Here is a 20,269-nt window from a genome sequence, read left to right as displayed (position 1 = left end):
GATGAATCCTTAGGGCAACTGCAAGCCGCCGTCGACAGAAAGCACTTGGCCTGTCATAAAAGCAGATTGATCGCTGAGCAAGAAAGCCAATACCTGCGCAATATCTTGCGGCTGGCCTAGGCGTTTAAGTACCGTCGATTTCTGTATGGCACTGCGTTGCTCATCACTTAACTCAGCGATTAGAGGTGTATCAATCACCCCAGGGGCCACCGCATTGACACGAATTCCGTACTGACCTAATTCTTTGGCAAGGGACTTAGTCATCCCTTCAATGGCGGCTTTGGCAGAAGCATAGGCCACCTGGCCAATACTGCCCTGCTGCGCCACTACAGAAGAAAGTAAAGTAATGGCTCCCTGCTGCTCACGCATCATTAGCTTGGACGACCATTGACTGAGTAAAAACGCCCCAGCCACATGCTCGTTCAGCATCTGCTGCAACACTGCTGCGTTGGTAAAGTGAAACGGTTGAGTAAGCATAGAACCGGCGCAATGAGCCAATCCGTATAAGGTCAATTCATTGTCACGCAAATAGCCATTTAATGTTTTAAAGGCCGCTTTTAACGCCACTTCATCGGTCACATCAAAGGGTAACGCAAAACCACCAATCGACTCTGCAAGGGCTGAGCAATCCGCTTCACTGCGGCTGTTAACAATCACCGCATAACCCTGTTCGGCAAGCGTTTTCGCCAAGGCCAAACCTATGCCACTGGTCGCGCCAGTGATTAGTACGGCTTTACTCATTGACAGTGACTCGCTTTGAACGGCTTGGCGCATCGTAATGACCTTAATCTGTTTTAAAATGCAACGTCGTGCTTTGCGAGAATCTCTTTGGCGATTTTCACCGAACTCATTTCGATGATGTCATCCATATCCAGCATCACATCAAATTCTTTTTCTAACGCTGCTACTAATACCATATGAGCCACAGAGTCCCACTGTGGAATGGTGTTGTACTCTAGTTCATCCACAACTTGGCTCGCTTCAATGTTTAAACTGCTGGCAAACGCTGCGACCAAACGCTCGTTATTTGTCATAGTAATCGGTACCTACTCTTCAAACGTTTCGTTTATGAAGACTATCTGTTTATGAGAAACGCGATAAAAGCGGTAATAAACGCTCTCTTGCTTGCTCAAATTCTTGTTGTGTTTTACTGAGAAAGACCCAGCTGTCATTTTGCTCGACCACTCGATAGCCTAAGCTTTCGTTAAAACGTAACGCCGCCTGGTTATGGGGTGCCACTTGGGCACTAATACTGGTGATCGGCAGTTGTTCAAAACACCATTCACTTAAGCCAACCCCTACGCATAGGGCGAGCATACTGCCTCGATATTTTTCATGGCCTATGTACAGCCCAGTGCTTGCGCTCTCTGACTCATCTAAGGATGCATTGGCGTAACCAATCAATTGATCACGAAACCACAGGGCAAAATGGTGGCGATTTTTGTGCGCACCTAAGCGCTCAAACCATGCCTGCTGTTGCGCTGGCGAGATCTCACTCTGATCCACCATCATCAAACGAATATCGTCACGATTGCGCCATTGGCGTAATTGCTCAATGTCACCTTGTTCAATGACTCTATACTCTATTTGGTAACGCTTAAATATGACTGCCATAGTACCCCATCAAGGCCTTGCTATGTTGCCAAACGAGACGCCAATAGGGTTTCGACCACTCGCCAGGCACCTAATCCATCGACGCATTCACGTGCCAAGTGTGAAGGTTCACTCAAGTCTGTTTGCCAAGCGATTAGAACATTATTAACCACTTGATCTACCAAGCCCGAACGCTCATTTGGCTCGCAGCTGATAAAGTCCGTCGCCGAACACCAACCTAGTGCCGCATGCTCTTCAAGCGCATCTTTCTGGTTGTCTGCCACCTGAATAAAGTGCGTCGGTACGCCCATACAAGCTAACTCAAATAAAGTGCCGCCTGCTGCAGAAATGGCAAATCGACTTCGAGCCATCAACTCAGATACTTGGCTTACGCCTATTTGGCATTCAATGGTCTGTTGTCGGCAGTAGGCTTCAATTTCTTTAGCATTTTGCACGCCAGAGCCTACCATAACCAGCAGATATTCCGAAGGAAAGCCTTTTTCTAACAAGGACTTAATAAAAGGTAATGTCAATTCAAGCGGGTCCGTGCCACCAAAAGTTAACAGCAGTTTTTGCCGCTCTATTTCTTGCTGGGCTTGTTGACGAGAAAACTGCTGACGTAATAATGCAAACCGACCTCCCGTTAAAGGGCACTGCACGCTTTGCGTATAGGAAAGAAAAAGGGGGTTGAGCAGCCAACGGCAGTAAAAAGCACCGCGATTATTGTTATCGTCTAGCACCAGAAGGTTAGGGTTGAGCTGGAATAATTCATTAATCGCAGCCACATCATAGCCATAATGATCCAGTACTAAGAAATCTGCCTGGCGAGCCAATTCATGCCACTCTGCCTCTGACTCAAAAACAAAGTCACCGTCCTTAGCCAAGTCAGAGCATGAGGCATGCACAACAAAACGAACATCAGCACCTTGCTTAGAAAAGACCTCAGCAAGCACTTCACTACGCACACGATGCCCCATACCAATTTGCACAGAAGCATCGGCGCGTATGACAACTTTTAGTCGAGAATGTCCCATGATAATGGCTGACCTAACTGAACATCAGTTCTTAACGTACGACCAATGACTTCATTCCAGTGCTTTGGTGCCAAACCCAATGAAGGTCGAATGATCTTAATATGCTCGGGACGCAGCAAAGTGCCAGCGGGCAGGTCTTGGGCAATATAAATCGAGCGGCGGTATTTCTTGGCCTTTTGCTCGGCTTCCGAACCACCGTATTTGATCGAGCCAATCGCCGCATATGCCTGTTGGCAATTCTCAACAAGCGCTGCCATTTCTTCTGGCTCCATAGAAAACTCGGCATCCACGCCCCCAGCCGAGCGATCCAGCACAAAGTGCTTTTCAATCACACTCGCCCCTAAGGCAATCGATGCTACTGCAGCTCCGATACCGCGAGTATGGTCAGATAATCCTACTCGGCAGCCGAATCGCTGCGCTAAATCTGGAATGGTGGCAAGGTTAGAGTCTTCCATCTTTGCAGGGTACGTACTGGTGCATTTGAGCAATACCAGCTCCGCCTCACTGATATGACGAAAAGCCGCAACGGCCTCCTCAATCTCTTCAATGGACGCCATACCGGTAGACATAATAGTGGGCTTGCCAGTGGCGGCGATCTTTTGAATCAGAGGGATATCCGTCAATTCAAATGACGCCACTTTATACAGTGGCACATTTAGACTTTCGAGAAACTTTACGGCAGAGGCATCAAACGGTGAGCTAAAGGCTACCAGACCAAGCGAGTTTGCATAGTCAAACAATGGCTGATGCCATTCCCAAGGGGTGCAGGCTTTGCCGTACAAGTCATACAGGTTCTGACCTTGCCACAAACTGTCCGCTTCACCGATCATAAACTCGTCATTACGCACATTCAGCGTCATGGTATCGGCAGTATAGGTTTGCAACTTGATCGCATCGACACCCGCGTCTGCCGCCGCCTTAATCATCGCCTTAGCCGTGCCAAAGTCTTGATCGTGATTACCAGACAATTCAGCGATGATAAAGGGAGTAGGTAGAGTGAATTTTTTCAAACAGCCCCCTGCTACTTATTCTCTAAATCAGCTTTAGCAGCAACAAAGTTTTTATTTTGAATGCCCGTCATATCCACGGCATAGGGGTCAGAATAGAAGTCGTAGAACACATCTTCCATATACTCAGCCCAAAGGTTCCAAGCTTCTTTTAAACGAGACTCATATAGCTCATCTTTTGATGTATACGCAAGCTTCAACAAAAGTGCAGACACAAAATTCATACTTCCCCAAAACATAAAGAAAAAGAGCGAGCTTCTATCATTCAAAGTCCTATGAAATAGCTCTATCTGAGTAGTGAGAATTTCCTCGAGCTCAATCTCAGACGTTGGGCTCTGTTGTTTAATCCAAGCCAAATGGGTGTCTACATCCCGCTTCAAATGCCCAATATTAAAGATCTCTTCGAAGCCCTTAGCTAATTTGGAAACATTGTTAGGCGTGTCACAAACTTTATTAAGTAAATCGTTTAGTACATCACTAGAAGATCTTTCTTGTTCAGCCAAACAGATTTCTTGAGGCTTTAGTGGGGTAGCACCTAGTATTCTAGCGCCATCACTGCAATTAAAACATTGTACAGAAGGAGAAACAGCCAACACCCTCTCAATATTTTGTGCAGACACTCTAAACTCATGCTTAGTAAATACCTGTTCTTGAAAGTTACCAACAACAGGAATAATGCCATTAGCTTTAGCATAATCATAATCAATCGCAGAATTACCCCCTTCTTTAGGGGATTGAGTCGCACTCCTAACATAATAATCAGACTGTTTCGAGTGATGATACTCTATCTCTTTAAAGCCAAGGTCTACACCAAATAAATACAATTTTTCCATACCCAAGAAACACATAATCGAAACAACAAGATTCGACACTGTAGGATAAGAAAACTCTAGTTCTGGATAATCCTGCAATGGGCAAACTGTCGTTGTATAAGCCCTAGTAGATGCCTCTCCTGCTTTAAGAATTATCATTGTTTTAGCAAATAGACTAGCCGTATCGGGATGCACACCATTAACGGACAGCAGAGTGATTTTCTTTAAATAATCACTATCCGCTGCGTTACTAATCCAGTCATACGTAGCTCGATTCTGCTCAATCTCAGCATGAATATCTGGCTGAATACCATAATTGTATAGAGCTCTAAGCGCGGTCCCACAAGAAACCACAATAACTTTATCTCGATGCGCTTTGATGTACTCAAACGAACTATCTAAAGAAGGACCATTACCAACAATAAACACTGGGCAATCTACTAAATCTGCATAGATATGCTGAGCCGTTCGCTTTACTAAATAGGTCGTTCCAGACATAAAAGTCTTCTGCGTATGACATACACCATATCTAGCATGTTCGAAGTACTCTCCCATGGAAACAATCACCTTAAACTCTTGCTTAAGATCAAATATTGCTTGTTGGATCGCAGGATGATGATATACGGGATATATGAAAGTGGAGACAATATTATATGGCCCAATATTATTTATTTTCTTAGTTAAATCATCTCTAGCATGGGAGCCATCATCACCTAGGTTTAGATACAGTCCCCCTTTCTGATCATCCAGTCTCTGAAGTATTGAGTTCCAATCTAGGACGTACAAAGATGCATAAAAAAAGTCAAAATTAGATTCATATAAGTAAATATTCGCTATTTCATGATTCTTAACGAGCTCACTTAACTGATAACCCAATCCCATGCCAAATAATATAATTCCATTAATTTTATGTGGCAGAGAAAAGTTTGAATCATTAGAAACATCTCTAATGATCTTTTTGATTTTATTAGTGATCCTATAATGTTTATAGTAATAAAGCTTTCCGCCATTGTTATTCAACAACGGGTCATCTTTTAAAGGATTTTCCTTATAAATTTCCAAATCTATATTAGACTCTTCTGCTCCATCATCACCATAAAACGCTGCATTACGTTCAATATGCAATAGATTCCATTTATTACTTTCAGATAGCACAAGATGCCATTTTTGCGGCGCGTAGTTTCTAAATGCTTGTGCGACTTCTGGGTAGTAGTAGTCTAACGCCTGTAAATTGAATAGAAAACGCTGCTGCGCTTCCATCCAAGAAATGCGGGAAGACACAGAGTCAGCAAGCTTAACTGACGTAGAAAGTGGCGGAATTTCATCACAAAAATCCGTAAACGGAACTAAAGAAACCTGCCCATCCAGCAAACTACGCCAAGAAAATAGCGAAGAAGTTAAATATTGATAGAGGGAGTCCATCTCTGGGTGATGGTAATGACGATAAATATAAGCTTCTGTAAGGCTAATCTCTGAAGCAATATGCTGTAAATCTTCAACCAATGTAGCTGCATTGTTACCAATTTGCAGATACACCTGCTGACCACTTTCAACTCGCTCCTCAAGCCATGAAGCCCAATCAAATACATCAACTGATGCTTTAAAAACTTCAATAGAAGGTTCATAAACTAACCAGTTATCAACCTCAACAAGATCCGATATCGCCTTTAATATATGACCAATGCCGACGCCAAATTGAATCAGCAATGGGATCTTGCCACCTTCAATATCTGTAGCTTCACCTTGCATAGAGCAAAATGACTCAGGTGAAATAAAAGGTGTTCCTTCAACGTGATCAATAAAAGGAGCGCTTTCTTGGACTTTTTCCAGCAACGAAATTTTAGCCACTTGACTCACATCACGTTTAAAACTGTTCTTTATCTCAGTCTCGGGGTCACCGCCATACCAACACTGGCCGGTTGAATAATCAACAATATTGGCCTTCCCCTGTTTCGTACAAAAGACTGAAAGCGTGTCATCACCAACTGCATTAAAAAAATCTAATAAGTGCGGTGCATAGATACTAAACGCTTGAATATTATTCTGTTTAATCGTCCGAACAGAGTCCGCCAATACTTGCTCTAGCTTCTGCTGTTCCGTTTCATCAGACAGGGTAAGTTGACCAATATTTTTCATAAGAAAGGTTCCATTACTGGAGAGAGGTTAGACATTGAAGCAGTCTTTTAACGTCTGTAAGTGCGAATTGCTTTTTGATTCCGAGTTGAGGAAAGTAGATCTTTGCCTAGCTTCGAACTGTACGCACGAATTAGCTCTAACCACGTATGGGTTAGAGCTAATTCATTATTCAGTCGTTCTTTGTGCTCTAATAATGAGTCTTGGTCTTGGCATAGTTGTCTCAGCAAACTGTCTCTTTCCGACCAGACAGCTAAGAGAGAATCCACTTCAGAGACTTCTTCACTGGATAAAAGAAGCTCTATTTCGTTATTTACCTGCTCAAGTCTATCAATAACTGACTGATTCATTTCATCCCTAATAGCTGCTGATTATTAGTTATTAGACCCAAAGCCTGGCAAAGAAGACAATTGACTCATTAAATATGTAGACGTTTGAGACATAGAGGCGACAACAGAGTCTAAGGCAGCATAACGTTTTCTTAGAGTTTCTTCATAACCACTGATGTACTGATCTAAATCTTCTCGTCGTTGAGCGATTGACTCTAACTGATCTTTAAGCACACCTTCCTGCGAGTCAAATAAACCTTTGGATTTTGTATAATACTCTAGTGATGTCTCAATTCGAGTTGCTATGCCATTATCGCCAGAAAATAGATCAGCAATTTTGTCAAAGGAGCCCTCTAAGGCCGCAGTCATTCGCTCAGAACCAGTCTGACCACCATAGGCGTTAGAGCTAGCAATCTCCATCTTACCAGTATCATTAATAGAGATCCCCAAAGCAAACAACGTATTTAATGAGGAATCAGCCCCTTGCACCGCGCCAATCACATCACTATTAAGTTGGTCACGAAGACCACGAATCATACTGTTGCCATTTAATGGACCACCGCCACTAAACGACTCACCATCAGCAGAAGCTGTACCGGACTTAGTTTGCTCTTGAATTGCAGTTATAAGGCTATTGTACTTAGAGACGAAATCATCAATATAACCACGAACAGTTTCAGTATCCGTGGAAACATCTAGAGTCGCAGCTTTGCCATTGGTTTCGCTTTTCAAATTTAAGGAAACGTTCTGAATAACGTTTTCCATGGTGTTTGAATCAGAGTAAGCATCCACACCATCGATTTTAACATGTGCCTGCTGTGAACTAATCACAGACATAGCTGTACCAGCGCCCGAAGCAACTGTCGATACCGCATCCAATTCTGCATTGTCGTTGGTAATGCTCAACTCTTTTGTAGCTGGATCGCCGGTAATAGAAGAGGTAATCACCAATTTTGACCCTACAGCAGGGTCGCCCGTATTGATGATATTGGCAGAAACACCAAAATTATCTGACTTGTCGTTAATAGCTTCGCGCAATTGCGCCAATGTCATCCCAGCAGTCACATCAACATCAAAACTTTTACCATCCGCACCAAAAGTCAATTTGCCGGCCGTGGTTGAAACCACAGCATCAGAACTAGCAAAAGAACCATCCGCTGAAGTCGCACGTGTACCAGAAGCAAGTGCTTCAACTGTGATATTATAGCTACCAGCGCTGGCGGACCCTGATGTGGTGACATCAAATGGTTTCAGATCATCTGGATGCGAAACCGTAGCCGCACGTTGCATTAACTTATCAGCAGACTTTAAAACATCTAATGAGCTCTGAAAGTTCCCCATTGCCGAACGTATCTTGCTTAACGCGGATAAGGAAACATCAATTGAGCTTTTCTGACTGTCAAGCTGTCGTACTTTTGGGGTGCGCTCAGCAGAGACCAATTGAGTTACTAAGTCTTCTAACGCTAACCCTGAAGCAACCCCTAGTGTTCCACCTATTGACATGTTCGTCCCCTTCTAGCAAACGCTAACAATCAATTTAAACTCGGCTGTCTACAATAAGACCTGTAGCCATACCCAATTCACTTTGTAATTCTTCAATTCTCGCCGCCAAACGGCGCACTTCTTCGGTAGGAATCTCACGAATCACATCTTCATTCTCAGAATCTAACACCGTAATGACTGGCTTTCCACTGGAGTCATCAACAGAGAATCTTAACTGCCGGTTTTTAGATTCAACCATAGCGTTAATATCTTCCACAGCCTTCTGTAACACCGCTGGGCTATCCTCTACAGAAGCTGACTCTTCTTTTTCAGCTGTTTGCTCTGATTCAGAATTTGAGTTGGTGCCCTTTAATTGTTGAGTCACTACACTAGCAGATGAAGCCAATACACTTCCATCAAATGCTAAAGGCATAGACTTATTTTCAATACTATTTAAAGACATACCCTCCCCCTTCATAAAAATGAAGCTAACAGAGCTAAACCACTCTTGAGTTTAGCTCATATTAGCTTGGGATATCGCTTAGCCTAGCAAAGATAGCGCTGTTTGTGGACGCTGGTTCGCCTGACTTAGGATAGAAGTACTGGCTTGCTGAAGAATCTGGTTACGAGTTAATTCTGCAGTTTCTGTCGCAAAGTCAGTATCCTTGATACGTGAACGCGCAGCAGTCACGTTTTCAACAATATTACTTAAGTTACGAATAGTAGAACTAAAGCGGTTTTGAACCGCACCTAGGTCTGCACGTTTACCATCTACAGCAGTAATTGCAGCATCAATCGTTGCTAACGCACCCGATGCACCACCCACTGTAGAGATATCAACAGCGCCAACACCTAAGCCAGAAGCACCGAAACCACCACCAGTTCGTGAAAGGTTTACACTAATATTTTGGTTAGCATTAGCACCTACAAGGAATTTTGCAGAGTAACCGCCTGTTAGAAGGTTCACGCCACCAAACTGAGTATCAGTCGAAATACGACTCATTTCCGCTATAAGTGCAGTCACTTCTTTCTGTAACGCTGCTCGGTCCGCACTTGAGTTGATACCGTTTTGAGATTGCACCGCCAATTGGCGGATACGGTGTAGCGCAGTTGTTGTTTCTTGTAACGCACCTTCCGCTACCTGAGCAACAGAGATACCATCGTTCGCGTTACGAATACCCTGATTCAAACCTTGAATCTGAGATGTCATACGGTTACTGATTTGCAAGCCCGCTGCGTCATCTTTCGCACTGTTAATACGAAAACCTGAAGACAAACGCTCAAATGAAGTGCTCAAGCTGTTACCAGAGCTCAATAACTGACGTTGTGCATTCAATGATGAAACGTTTGTATTTACATATAAAGCCATAACGACCTCCTAATGGGCATCTGACTGCCCAGCCTTAATAACCACCTAGGTGGGAGATATGGAACCCCACCTCTAGAGTTCCAAATCCTTTACATCTTACCTAATCAGCTTATCGGGTCACTTAAGGCAAACTTTAGCCTTTTTTTTTATTTTTTTTTCACGTTATGGCAAATAATTGCCAAGCCCATCTTTAAACAACAATATTATTGATACTTTTCAATAACTTAACCATTTGGCACGCATTATGCAATTTATCAGTAACTGGGACTACCTCCCCCAGTCGCTCCGTAAAAAGAGCAAAAAAAAGCCAAGCATTAAGCTTGGCTAATATAGTTAGAATGAGAAACTCTAATTATCCCCGTTGGTGGCTGGATGCCAAATCTTACCTCGACCTCCTAATCCACCCCAACGGGTTATTTTTAACCTCCCAACAACGACAACGCTGCTTGAGGACGTTGGTTCGCTTGCGCGAGAATAGTATTACTAGCCTGCTGTAGAATCTGGTTACGAGTCAATTCCGCAGTTTCAGTTGCAAAATCTGTGTCTTGAATTCGCGAGCGTGCCGCAGTTACGTTTTCCACAATGTTACTTAAGTTGCGGATAGTTGAGCTAAAACGGTTCTGCACCGCACCTAAATCAGCTCGTTTACTATCCACTGCAGTAATAGCTGCATCAATGGCAGCTAACGCACCAGACGCCCCCGTCTCAGTAGAAATATCTACAGTAGAAACACCTAGACCCGAAGCACCAAAGCTTGGGCCTGCAAGCCCTGTAGGACTAGAAATATTAACACTGATAGTTTGTCCGGCATTCGCCCCCACTAAGAACTTAGCAGAATAACCACCTGACAACAGGTTCACGCCACCAAATTGTGTAGTAGTTGCAATACGACTCATCTCAGCGATCAAAGCAGTCACTTCTTTCTGCAATGCCGCACGGTCCGCACTTGAGTTAATACCGTTTTGCGACTGAACCGCTAATTGACGAATACGGTGTAATGCGTTTGTAGACTCCTGCAAAGCACCTTCTGCTACCTGAGCAACAGAGATACCGTCATTTGCGTTACGAATGCCTTGGTTCAGACCTTGGATCTGAGAAGTCATACGGTTACTGATCTGCAGACCTGCCGCATCATCTTTTGCACTGTTGATGCGGAAACCAGAAGATAAACGCTCAAAAGAAGTTGTTAAAGCATTACCTGAACCCATCAATTGACGTTGAGCGTTTAAAGAAGAAACGTTTGTATTTACATATAGAGCCATGATTATATCTCCACTCAATTCTAACTTATTCGGTGATACATATTGTTTGTATCTCTTATGATTTAGTTATCGTCATAGGATGTTTTTACTTTAGGAATTTCTTCAATTTTTTTTCTGGAGGCGTAAGATTTAGCAAAAAGACAATATAGGCATCACATCCCAATGAAAGAGCTCAAGCTACAAACCATCTGGCAGCAGTCTGAACACAATGCATTCACAGACTTAGTGCATTTTCAAGGAGCATGGTGGTGTACCTTTAGAGAAGCCTCTACCCACACATCCCCAAACGGCACATTAAGAGTCCTTAAAAGTAACGACGGCTCTAATTGGATGAATATGGGAAGCATCAGCACTAAAGATGCAGACTTAAGAGATCCCAAATTAAGCGTCCGCTCAGATGAGGAGCTTATCTTGATTGGGACCGCCTTCTTTACTAAAGCTAATCCTCAGTATCGTCAGACCTATGCTTGGACAAAGACCAGCGATGGCAACTGGTCCGCTTCGATTCCAATCGCAGAACAAGACCATTGGCTATGGCGTATAACCTGGCACAAAGACAAAGCTTATGGCATTGCCTACGGCACAGCCCCCAAAGATGGTCTGCATTGGTATGAGATATCTTCCTCGCTAGACTCTTACAAGAGTCATCGTGTGGCCGAGTTCGACGGCAGCTATGTCAATGAGCATGGATTAGTATTCGATGATCAAGGGGCCGCATACTGTTTACTACGCAGAGACATCACACCACCAGAAAGCTCTACAGGCCTATTAGGGAAATCAAAACCACCCTATGATAAATGGGAATGGAACAATTTAGGATTTAGGATTGGCGGACCAGCATTAGAATGGGCACCTAATAAGAAAACTTTATTGGCAGGTTATCGCCGCCACAAAGATCCTAGTCAGTGGCTACCTCAATGGACAGAGATAGCGGAGTTATCTTTGGATGGTAATGTATTGCAGTCAATACATTTGGAATCTGGAGGAGATTGCAGTTACCCAGGACTAGCGCTTGATCAGCGCACCCTTAAGGCTGTCTACTATTCTAGCCATGAAGGGCACTGCAAAATTTACTGTTCGGATCTAGAGCTAAACTAACCAACCAGCATTGAGTTATTCGGAGACAGCAGCTTGCCTTTCCTGACGCATCTGTTCAGAGAGTTGCTTGTCTTCTTCACTGATTTGGTCCCAAGCAGACTTAATCGTCAGCATTAGCTTAATGACTTCATCCAACTTTTCTACATTCATAGTGACGCTGGCTTCCGCAATCAGGCCAATCATGTACTCATAAAGAGCATCTAAGTTATCACAGAGCTCTGGGTTCACTTCTCGATCTAAAGCACCACGTAGAGCATTGATAATCGCCGACGCTCTAGACAGCGCTTCTGCCTTACCAGCAATATCACGTCGCTCAATAAAGCCTTTACCCTGAGCAGTTTTTTCTAATACACCCTGCATCAGAAGCTGAATCACACGGTGAGGGCTCGCTTCCGTCAAATCCGCACTGATAGAGTCACGCTTATACGCTTGAATGCCTTTTTTTGCATACATAAAAAAACCACCTACTAAAAAATAAAGCTCTTTTAGGTTATCGACCGCTTTTCAAAAAGTTTAGAACAAATTCAGGTTAAATATTCAGGTGATCAGAAAATGACAGACCAAAGTCCGACGGCAGAACGATATTGACGACCCAGATATCATCATTTCGATCAATCGCCAGATCGATAGGAACAATAAAGCTCTTAGAGGTAAGACTGTAGACTTGTCGCACTAAGGAAGGCTGCAACTGGCTGTTAAGAGTCAAGACAAAGCCCAGTCTGCCATTGTTCAGCTCTACACAAGACCCCACTGGCACGGCTCCCAAACTTTGCGTAAAAATGGCCAGTAATTTACGATCAAATGCCAACCCAGCTTCCTTGGACATTTTTTGCAGTGCACTATTTGGGGTTAAAGGCGCTTTATGGGGCTGTTCAGAAGTCAATGAGTCATAGGCATCCACAATGGCACCAATGTAACCATACACACTGATTTCTCGATCTGCTTTTCCTTGAGGGTAACCCGCCCCATCCGGCCGTTCATGATGCTCCCAAAGCATTTGATAGATCACTTTCGGTACGTTACCAGCAGTAGCTAGAATCGTTTCACCAAACTGCAGGTGCTTACGAGTTAACTGAAATTCGGCCTCAGTTAACTTACCTGTTTTTTGGGTCATCGCTTCCGGCAACTTGAAGCGCCCAAAGTCGAATAATAACGCACCCATACTGATTACTTGTACATAACGTGGGTCTAGCTTCAACGCCTTAGCTAGGTGACAAGCAAGAATGGCACAAGCCACACTGTGCTGAGCCACATATTCATCGCCGTCTTGAATATGCCTAACAACTAATAAAGCGTAAGGGTTGCGATCGTAGGAGTCGTTGAGTTTTTGACAAAAAGTAGAAAGCTTATCAAGCTGCAAAGCCTCTCCAGATAATACTGCACTCACTTCTTGAGTAACGAGCTGCACACCTTGATTCATCAAGGATAAAGCTGTATCAATCTCTTTAGCAAAGGGCACCGGATCGATTTTTTTCGTCTGTGTCAGCACATTTGATTTTGCCGTTGACACCTCCGTTGCAGCATTCTCTTGGCTCGTAACGGACTCGGATCTCAACTCCCCCTGCGCACCTAACTTACCTGCTTTGTAACTGAGGACATAATCTCGCGTATTATCATTCAAAATCTGTCGAAAGTACTGATACAGGCTTTTCCCTTTGGCATAAAACTCTCGTGGTAGCTTAGCCAACTCATCCACATTTTTAAGATGCTTCACACTGACAATCGATTTCCCGAACGCCAGCGAAAAACAAATCAGAATAAATTTTTCCTCTGCCTCATAACGACGCTCGTAATCGGATCGCCCCATATTGAGATCTTGGCAAGCAGAATCATAAGCTAAGAATTTTGAATTAATAACGGGCTTTAAATCAGAGAGAAGAACTTGGCGGATGGCGATACTAACGATTCGATGCTTACGACCATGTTTCTTAATCAGGCTAACCACTCGATCGCTTTTGAGCACTTGATCCTGCAAACCAAGCACATCTATTAACTCAAACACATTGAAATAGGCAAAGTCGACATTCACACCATACAAGCTTAAAACATCAAACTTTGCCATGGCTATCCATTAATCCTAGAGCGAGTTAAATAAGGACAAAGAGCTAATACGTTGAAACAGTAATTGCGAAGCCTGAAGCGCTGTTTCGCTTAGCTGCAATTCAGTCGTAGCCTTATAAATATTCAAACCACCAATATTATCTTGCGCAGTTTGGTTAAAGATTTTCTTCGAAGCACTGTAATCAGTGCGATTTTCTATTGTATTCTGTCGCGCCCCGACAGAAGAAGAAGCCGTCGACATACTCGCTTGCGTATTATCGATGCTGGTAAATGCATCCAATATCGCTTCTTCTCGTTGTTCAGACGTCAAGTTCGGGTTACGCAACGCATCAATCGCCCCTTTGACTTGATTGAGCACATTGTCTCGTTCAGGTTGGTCCAGTGAAAACGCCAGCGAACTTCCTGCCGCCCCTGTTAAGGTAAATTCCATTCCATTAAATGAAATAGGCTCACCTTGTTGGTAAGTACCTGTTACTAACGTCGCAGAACTGCCATCCTGAATGGTATACCCACCAGCACCATCGGTCGTTAAAGTGAAGTTATTCTGAGCACTATCGACAGCACTGTAGCGACTCTTCATAAAACTATCATAGGAATCTTGATCGGCAATTTTAAATGAAAAGTCTGCAGCGCCAGAGGTCACACTAAAGGTATTTCTGGTCCAAATATCTTCAAATATCTTTTTACCCGAGTCATTGGTCGCAATAGCAATACCATCCCCAATCTGAGCTTTCCTCTGCGCCTCATCGCCTTTATATTCATAAAGGCCATCCGCACCCTGAACAAAAGGAGGGGAACCAGCATTGGTTCCAGCAAAAATATACTTACCATTAGAGTCTTGCGAATTCATCAAATCCGACATCGACAGCAACAGGTTTTCCATTTCTTCTGCTTTGGTGTTTAAGTCCGCTTGCGAGTTCGCACCGTTTTGACTCGAAATCATTAACACCCTAATAGAGTCTAAGGTGTTGTTCATGCTCTCTAGCGCAACCGACTCATACTCCAATGAATTGGTTGCTAGAGACATGTTTTTTTCATACTGCTCTATTAGCTTCGTATCAGCGCTGTAACGCATCAGCTGGCCAGCACCATTTGGATCATCACTAGGTCGCACAATTTCGGTATTCTGCGCGATTTTTTCCTGAACATTTAAATTACGCTCATTGGCTTTCGCCATAGAAAACGCAGATTGATTGTAAATTAAGTTAGAAGTTACTCGCATGAATCACCTACCTCAACGCACCAATCAGCGTTGAAAATGTATTTTGTGCGGCGGATAAAACCTGTGCTGATGCCGTATAAGACTGCTGGTAGCGCAATAAGTTGACCGCCTCTTCATCTAAACTCACCGCTGACACCTGATCACGAGCAGCAATAGACTGATTCATTACTACTTCGCTGGCACTAGAGTTAGTTTTCAACGAGGCAGTTAAGCTACCCACTTCCGTTACCAAGGAGGTAAATGCCGAAGAATATGAACGGACACCCCCTACCGTGGCTTTATTCTGTAAATCAGCTAGTTTCAGGCCATTATAGTTATCCGACTCCCCATTCTTGTTGTAAGCAATGGAAAAACTATCGCCCAGCTCAGGCTGACCATCCAAACTTACATCAAATCCAGCACTCGCAGCTAAACCAAATTGCTCTAAAATATTTCTGTAATCTGTAATGGTAGCAGGTGTATTAATAGGCACACCTGAACCGCTACCATCAAAAATCTCAACCTCTCCATTTGCGTTAATACTAATACTGTGCGGTGCATTCACATCCAATGCTTTATTTGCTGTAAAGGCACTTGTACTTGTATCAGTCACGCTTGAGATTGAAATCGCCACATCCGACAAATTTGATGAGCTACTTGATACCGCAATCGGAGCAGCCATTGCAAAATCATCACCAGAACGTGCACTCAACCTTAAAGTCGATGCAGCATCCTTAGTGGGAATAAATTGAAAACGATCGCCAGTGGTATAGTCTGCCAAACCGTTAAACGAGATATCAACACCGTAACCAGGCACTGAAATAAGCTCTCCTGTATAAGGAGATGGTACAATATCAACTGTATCTGATTCATTGGTAATGCGACCATCCAGATCATAAGTCACGAGTTGAAATTGGTTGGCTGAGGTCATAACCAACTCATAGGTGTTGGTCAGAACATCACTTGAAGCCCCTGGCGTGATACTGACAGAGATATTTGCATTAGGGTTACCATTACTTGAATTGGGTACGGACTTGATAGTGTCAGTGGCAAACAAATTAATGCCTAGATTTTGATTGACATCCAAACCCAGCTTATTTTGCTCGTTCATCGTATCCGCTAATACCAGTGCCTGCTGACCTAACATACGCTCTGCCGTGGCCACAAACTCGTTACGGAAGGCAATCAAACCGCCCATAGAGCCGCCCAACGCATCCGTCGGGATATTCACTTCATAGCGGCCAAAGCTCAACTCAATGCCTAACTCACCATCTGGGTTCTTAGGATTTGTGGTTAACGCCAGTTGATTGTTATTGCTTTGTAAAACAAGTGGCTGACCTGATGCTAGATTCACCGTCATTAACTTGTGATCATCGTATTTCACTTTAACATCAAGGTAAGCTGACAAATCCTTTACCAGCTGCTCTTGCTGATCACGAAGCTCATTCGCGGAGCTTTTTGTAGTCGATTCAAGCTTAAAGATCTGCTCATTTAGCGATGCAATCTGACTGGTGATGTTATTAATGGACTCAATATTATTGCTAATCTCATCACTCGCTAATTCTCGCTGGTCAGAGACATAACCCGCCAACTCGTTATATTGAGCAGCCAGTTCTTGAAAAGTTGAATAGGCATGAGCACGCGCCGCACTGTCTGTAGGATCGCTATTAACCGTTTGCAATGAGCCGAAAGCCGAATCCAAGTAATTACTAATGGACACACTTTCATCCCCCATGACCGTATCAAACGACGTCATCATAGAATGATAGCTTTCGTAGAAGTTGTGCTTTGAAGTGTCGCTCCAGACTTGCTGGTTAACGTATTGATTAATGATACGACTGGTATCTTGGACCAATACACCGCCACCAGAGCGACTCACCGTCGCAGTTGTCTGACGGCTGTAGCCTTCCGTATCAACGTTTGCCGTGTTTTGACCAGTCGTCGTAATACGTGCAGTACTCGACTGCAACCCCGACAAACCAATGGAATAAAGACTAGCCATGCGATTAACCTCTCAGATACCAAAACGCAAATGCGTATAACTCTATATCGTCAGCTGATGCAATTACTTTACCAAAAAGAAGGATTTCTCATATTGAATTTAAGAGAAATGATAAGGGCTTTTTAACACCTTGTTATAGAAGGGTTTTAAACCATTTACTAGATAGGATATTAGCGATCTTATCGGCGTAATTAGGATCCGTTGCATAGCCACCTTTTTGCAGATAAGCGGCAAACATTGCCGCATCATCGCCGGCTTGCAAGGCATTTTGATACCGTTCACTGGCTTTTAAAAAGTCTGCGTAGTCATCGAAGCTTTGCTCAAAGGAGTCGTAAGCGCGAAACGCAGCCTTTTCCTGCTGTGCGACGCCATCACGAAACTCCAAGGTATTCAATAAAGTGCGATCGCCTGACCAGCGCTGGTCCGCCTTAATGCCGAACAAGTTATAGCTCGGTGAGCCGTCATTTTTAGCCATGGGATACTTGCCCCAACCTGTTTCTAAGGCCGCTTGGGCAAGAATAGCCTTTGGATCCACTCCTAGCTTTTCTCCGGCTTTTTGAGCATGGGGCCACAAAGTTTCAACGAAGCTATCTGGCGTATCAAAGGCTACGTCTTTTACTGAAACAGATGCTTTATCGCTAATACGTTGAGCACTTTCGGTAAGATCTTGAGCTGCCTTTTTAGCGACATTTCGTACTTGAGCCATATCCAATACAGAAAGACGTCGCAGAAAATCCTGCTCAGAGGTACCACTATCATCACTGTTAGAAGCAAAAGATGATCCCATCCCCTTGCCTTGCAATTGACGAACAAGGGACTCAGCTAAACCAATGCCGCCCGCATTTGAAAGTGACTGAGCAAGCTGGGTATCCATCATTTCCGTGTATTGCTTTGTCTGAGTGCTATCAAACAAGCCGCCACCAATATTCTCATTAGCCTGACGCATATTTTTAAACATCATGTTAATGAAGATGGCTTCAAACTCTTGCGCCACTTTCTTGAGCGCTACATCAGGATCTTGCTGGGCTTGGCGTTTCAAATCCGCCAACGAATTAAAGTCAGCAAAAAAAGCATTGTTATCAATTCGACTCATAATTCCTCCAGCTTAGATCACCACAAGATCAGCGTTCAACGCGCCCGCTTGCTTTAAGCCTTCTAAAATCGCCATGACATCACCAGGCGCCGCGCCAACCTGATTCACCGCGCGCACGATATCATTTAGCGAAGCACCTTGAGTAAAGACAAACATATGACCACTTTCGTCATCGGTTGTAATTTCTTGACGAGGAGCCAATTCTTGCCCTGCACCCGGCAAGATATCCGGTTGACCAATTTCAGGATTGGACTTAATCGTTACCGTTAGACTGCCGTGGGTCACTGCGGCTGGAGATACGGTCACATCCTGACCAATGATAATGGTACCGGTTCGAGAATTGACTACGATCTTAGCGCGCTCTCGGCCAAGCTCGACTTCTAGATTTTCTAGGATAGAGAGGAAAGTCACTCGTTGAGATGGATCACGAGGCGCTGTCACTCGTACAGAGGTGGCATCCAGTGATTGTGCGACGCCAGGCCCCAATAGACCATTAATCTTGTCCGCTACTTGTTTTGCGGTCGTGAAGTCTGGACGATTTAAATTGAAAGTTAATGTATCACCGCGGTTAAAGCTGTTTGGCACAGCCTTCTCAACACTGGCTCCATTTGGGATACGCGCCACCGTTGGAATCGCAATCGACTGCCTCGAACCATCCGCACCACCCGCACCTAACCCCCCCACGACAAGATTACCTTGGGCAATGGCATACACCTGCCCATCGGCACCTTTCAACGCAGACAACAACAGGGTGCCACCGCGTAATGAACTGGCATTACCTAAAGAGGAGACCGTTACATCGATGTTTTGACCAGGCTTCGAAAAAGGCGGAAGGGTTGCAGTCAGAGATACTGCTGCTACGTTATCGGCATCCGTTGCAGCACCATCCGGCAAGTTGATACCGAATTGGTTCAACATGCTGATAAAGCTTTGGTTGGTGAAATCCGTATCATCACCGGTACCATTTAGACCAATGACCAAACCATAACCAAACAATTGGTTGTCACGCACACCTTCCACGCTGGCGATATCTTTTAAGCGTTCGGCATTCACCAAGCCACTAAAGATCATCATACATAATGCTAAGCAAAAGGTTTTCATGACATCAGACTCTTTCTAAATTAAAACGGCCACCAGCTGGTATTTAAGGCTCGAGTTAACCAGCCTTGTTCACTTCCTGAAGCCAGCTCCCCAGTTCCTGAGTAAGCAATACGAGCATCTGCCAATCGGGTAGATTCAACAGTATTGTCAGAGCTTATATCCTCAGCACGAACAAGACCAGATAAACGAATGTATTCCTGACCTCGGTTCAAAGTAATCCACTTTTCACCACGAACCGCCAAGAGTCCATTGGGATACACTTCATACACTGTGACGGTGATACTACCACTTAAGCTGTTACTTTGGTTGGCGTTAGCGTTACCAGTAAAGTTACTGTTCATCCCTGGCAGATCCGTATCCAAGCCAATCGGAATACCCAAGATGGTAGGATTCTGAATAGTGGCAGCAGAGGACTTCGAGACAGATGCAGCATTGGTCTTAGTAGAAGTAGTGTTTTCATCCAAAGTAATGGTCAGAATATCCCCTACTTGACGGGCTTTCTTATCACCAAAAAACACATCTCCCATACCTGCCTGATAGATACTGCCATCACTGGATTGAGTGTACTGCACCGAGGGCTGAATCACGGGCGCATAGTATGGATCATCGGAAACAGGCGCCGGCTCAACCGCCGCACACCCCACTAAAACCAAAGGAAACAATGCCAATAAGTAACGCATAAACACTACTCT

General features: G+C 44.1%; 18 protein-coding genes. 1 reads left to right on the top strand and 17 read right to left on the bottom strand.

Annotated features, from left to right (window positions below; genetic code table 11):
- Positions 1-9: 9 nt before the first annotated feature.
- From ACOSVP_RS00610 to ACOSVP_RS00565, 10 genes are all read right to left on the bottom strand, one after another.
- Positions 10-774, bottom strand: coding sequence for an SDR family NAD(P)-dependent oxidoreductase (locus ACOSVP_RS00610; RefSeq protein ID WP_487345576.1), 765 nt, complete (start codon positions 772-774; stop codon positions 10-12).
- Positions 775-794: 20 nt separating this feature from the next.
- On the bottom strand, positions 795-1,034 hold the full coding sequence (locus tag ACOSVP_RS00605) for an acyl carrier protein (RefSeq protein WP_067204418.1): 240 nt from the start codon (positions 1,032-1,034) through the stop codon (positions 795-797).
- A gap of 49 nt (positions 1,035-1,083) precedes the next feature.
- On the bottom strand, positions 1,084-1,614 hold the full coding sequence (locus ACOSVP_RS00600) for a GNAT family N-acetyltransferase (protein WP_487345575.1): 531 nt from the start codon (positions 1,612-1,614) through the stop codon (positions 1,084-1,086).
- A gap of 20 nt (positions 1,615-1,634) precedes the next feature.
- Positions 1,635-2,627 (bottom strand): UDP-2,4-diacetamido-2,4,6-trideoxy-beta-L-altropyranose hydrolase, encoded by a 993-nt coding sequence (pseG, locus tag ACOSVP_RS00595; RefSeq protein ID WP_487345574.1) that lies wholly within the window; start codon positions 2,625-2,627, stop codon positions 1,635-1,637.
- A complete protein-coding gene (gene pseI, locus ACOSVP_RS00590) occupies positions 2,609-3,637 on the bottom strand; it encodes a pseudaminic acid synthase (RefSeq protein ID WP_487345573.1) in 1,029 nt (342 codons plus the stop codon). The genes pseG and pseI overlap by 19 nt, the downstream gene beginning before the upstream one ends.
- An 11-nt stretch (positions 3,638-3,648) precedes the next feature.
- Entirely contained in the window at positions 3,649-6,582 is a 2,934-nt protein-coding gene (locus ACOSVP_RS00585) for a 6-hydroxymethylpterin diphosphokinase MptE-like protein (RefSeq protein WP_487345572.1), read from the bottom strand.
- Positions 6,583-6,953: 371 nt separating this feature from the next.
- Complete coding sequence (gene fliD / locus ACOSVP_RS00580; protein WP_487345571.1) at positions 6,954-8,411, bottom strand: flagellar filament capping protein FliD; 1,458 nt, start codon at positions 8,409-8,411, stop codon at positions 6,954-6,956.
- A gap of 34 nt (positions 8,412-8,445) precedes the next feature.
- Positions 8,446-8,853: a flagellar protein FlaG gene (locus ACOSVP_RS00575; RefSeq protein ID WP_487345570.1), complete on the bottom strand. Its 408-nt coding sequence runs from the start codon at positions 8,851-8,853 to the stop codon at positions 8,446-8,448.
- 78 nt (positions 8,854-8,931) lie between these two features.
- Complete coding sequence (locus ACOSVP_RS00570) at positions 8,932-9,759, bottom strand: flagellin N-terminal helical domain-containing protein (protein ID WP_487345569.1); 828 nt, start codon at positions 9,757-9,759, stop codon at positions 8,932-8,934.
- 419 nt (positions 9,760-10,178) lie between these two features.
- Positions 10,179-11,021: a flagellin domain-containing protein gene (locus ACOSVP_RS00565; protein ID WP_487345568.1), complete on the bottom strand. Its 843-nt coding sequence runs from the start codon at positions 11,019-11,021 to the stop codon at positions 10,179-10,181.
- Between the two features lie 411 nt (positions 11,022-11,432).
- On the opposite strand from ACOSVP_RS00565, the gene ACOSVP_RS00560 reads away from it, so the two are divergent.
- A complete protein-coding gene (locus tag ACOSVP_RS00560) occupies positions 11,433-12,119 on the top strand; it encodes a hypothetical protein (RefSeq protein WP_487345567.1) in 687 nt (228 codons plus the stop codon).
- Between the two features lie 15 nt (positions 12,120-12,134).
- Here the strand turns inward: ACOSVP_RS00560 and fliS are convergent, their stop codons facing one another.
- The 7 genes from fliS to flgH all read right to left on the bottom strand — a co-directional run bounded on the left by fliS (position 12,135) and on the right by flgH (position 20,257).
- Positions 12,135-12,572: a flagellar export chaperone FliS gene (fliS, locus tag ACOSVP_RS00555; protein ID WP_487345566.1), complete on the bottom strand. Its 438-nt coding sequence runs from the start codon at positions 12,570-12,572 to the stop codon at positions 12,135-12,137.
- 76 nt (positions 12,573-12,648) lie between these two features.
- Positions 12,649-14,181, bottom strand: coding sequence for an HD-GYP domain-containing protein (locus tag ACOSVP_RS00550; RefSeq protein ID WP_487345565.1), 1,533 nt, complete (start codon positions 14,179-14,181; stop codon positions 12,649-12,651).
- Positions 14,182-14,196: 15 nt separating this feature from the next.
- Complete coding sequence (flgL, locus tag ACOSVP_RS00545; protein ID WP_487345564.1) at positions 14,197-15,402, bottom strand: flagellar hook-associated protein FlgL; 1,206 nt, start codon at positions 15,400-15,402, stop codon at positions 14,197-14,199.
- A gap of 7 nt (positions 15,403-15,409) precedes the next feature.
- Entirely contained in the window at positions 15,410-17,383 is a 1,974-nt protein-coding gene (flgK, locus tag ACOSVP_RS00540; protein ID WP_487345563.1) for a flagellar hook-associated protein FlgK, read from the bottom strand.
- A gap of 133 nt (positions 17,384-17,516) precedes the next feature.
- Positions 17,517-18,476 carry a flagellar assembly peptidoglycan hydrolase FlgJ gene (gene flgJ, locus ACOSVP_RS00535; protein WP_487345562.1) on the bottom strand — a complete coding sequence of 320 codons (960 nt, stop codon included), beginning with the start codon at positions 18,474-18,476 and terminating at the stop codon, positions 17,517-17,519.
- A 12-nt stretch (positions 18,477-18,488) separates the two neighbouring features.
- Entirely contained in the window at positions 18,489-19,577 is a 1,089-nt protein-coding gene (locus ACOSVP_RS00530) for a flagellar basal body P-ring protein FlgI (RefSeq protein ID WP_487345561.1), read from the bottom strand.
- Positions 19,578-19,597: 20 nt separating this feature from the next.
- Entirely contained in the window at positions 19,598-20,257 is a 660-nt protein-coding gene (gene flgH / locus ACOSVP_RS00525) for a flagellar basal body L-ring protein FlgH (protein WP_487345560.1), read from the bottom strand.
- Between the last annotated feature and the right edge of the window lie 12 nt (positions 20,258-20,269).

It is taken from the genome of Marinomonas sp. HM11-D, assembly GCF_057626615.1.
The sequence above is the reverse complement of the archived record's forward strand: the minus strand, read 5'-3'. Positions and strand labels throughout refer to the sequence as shown.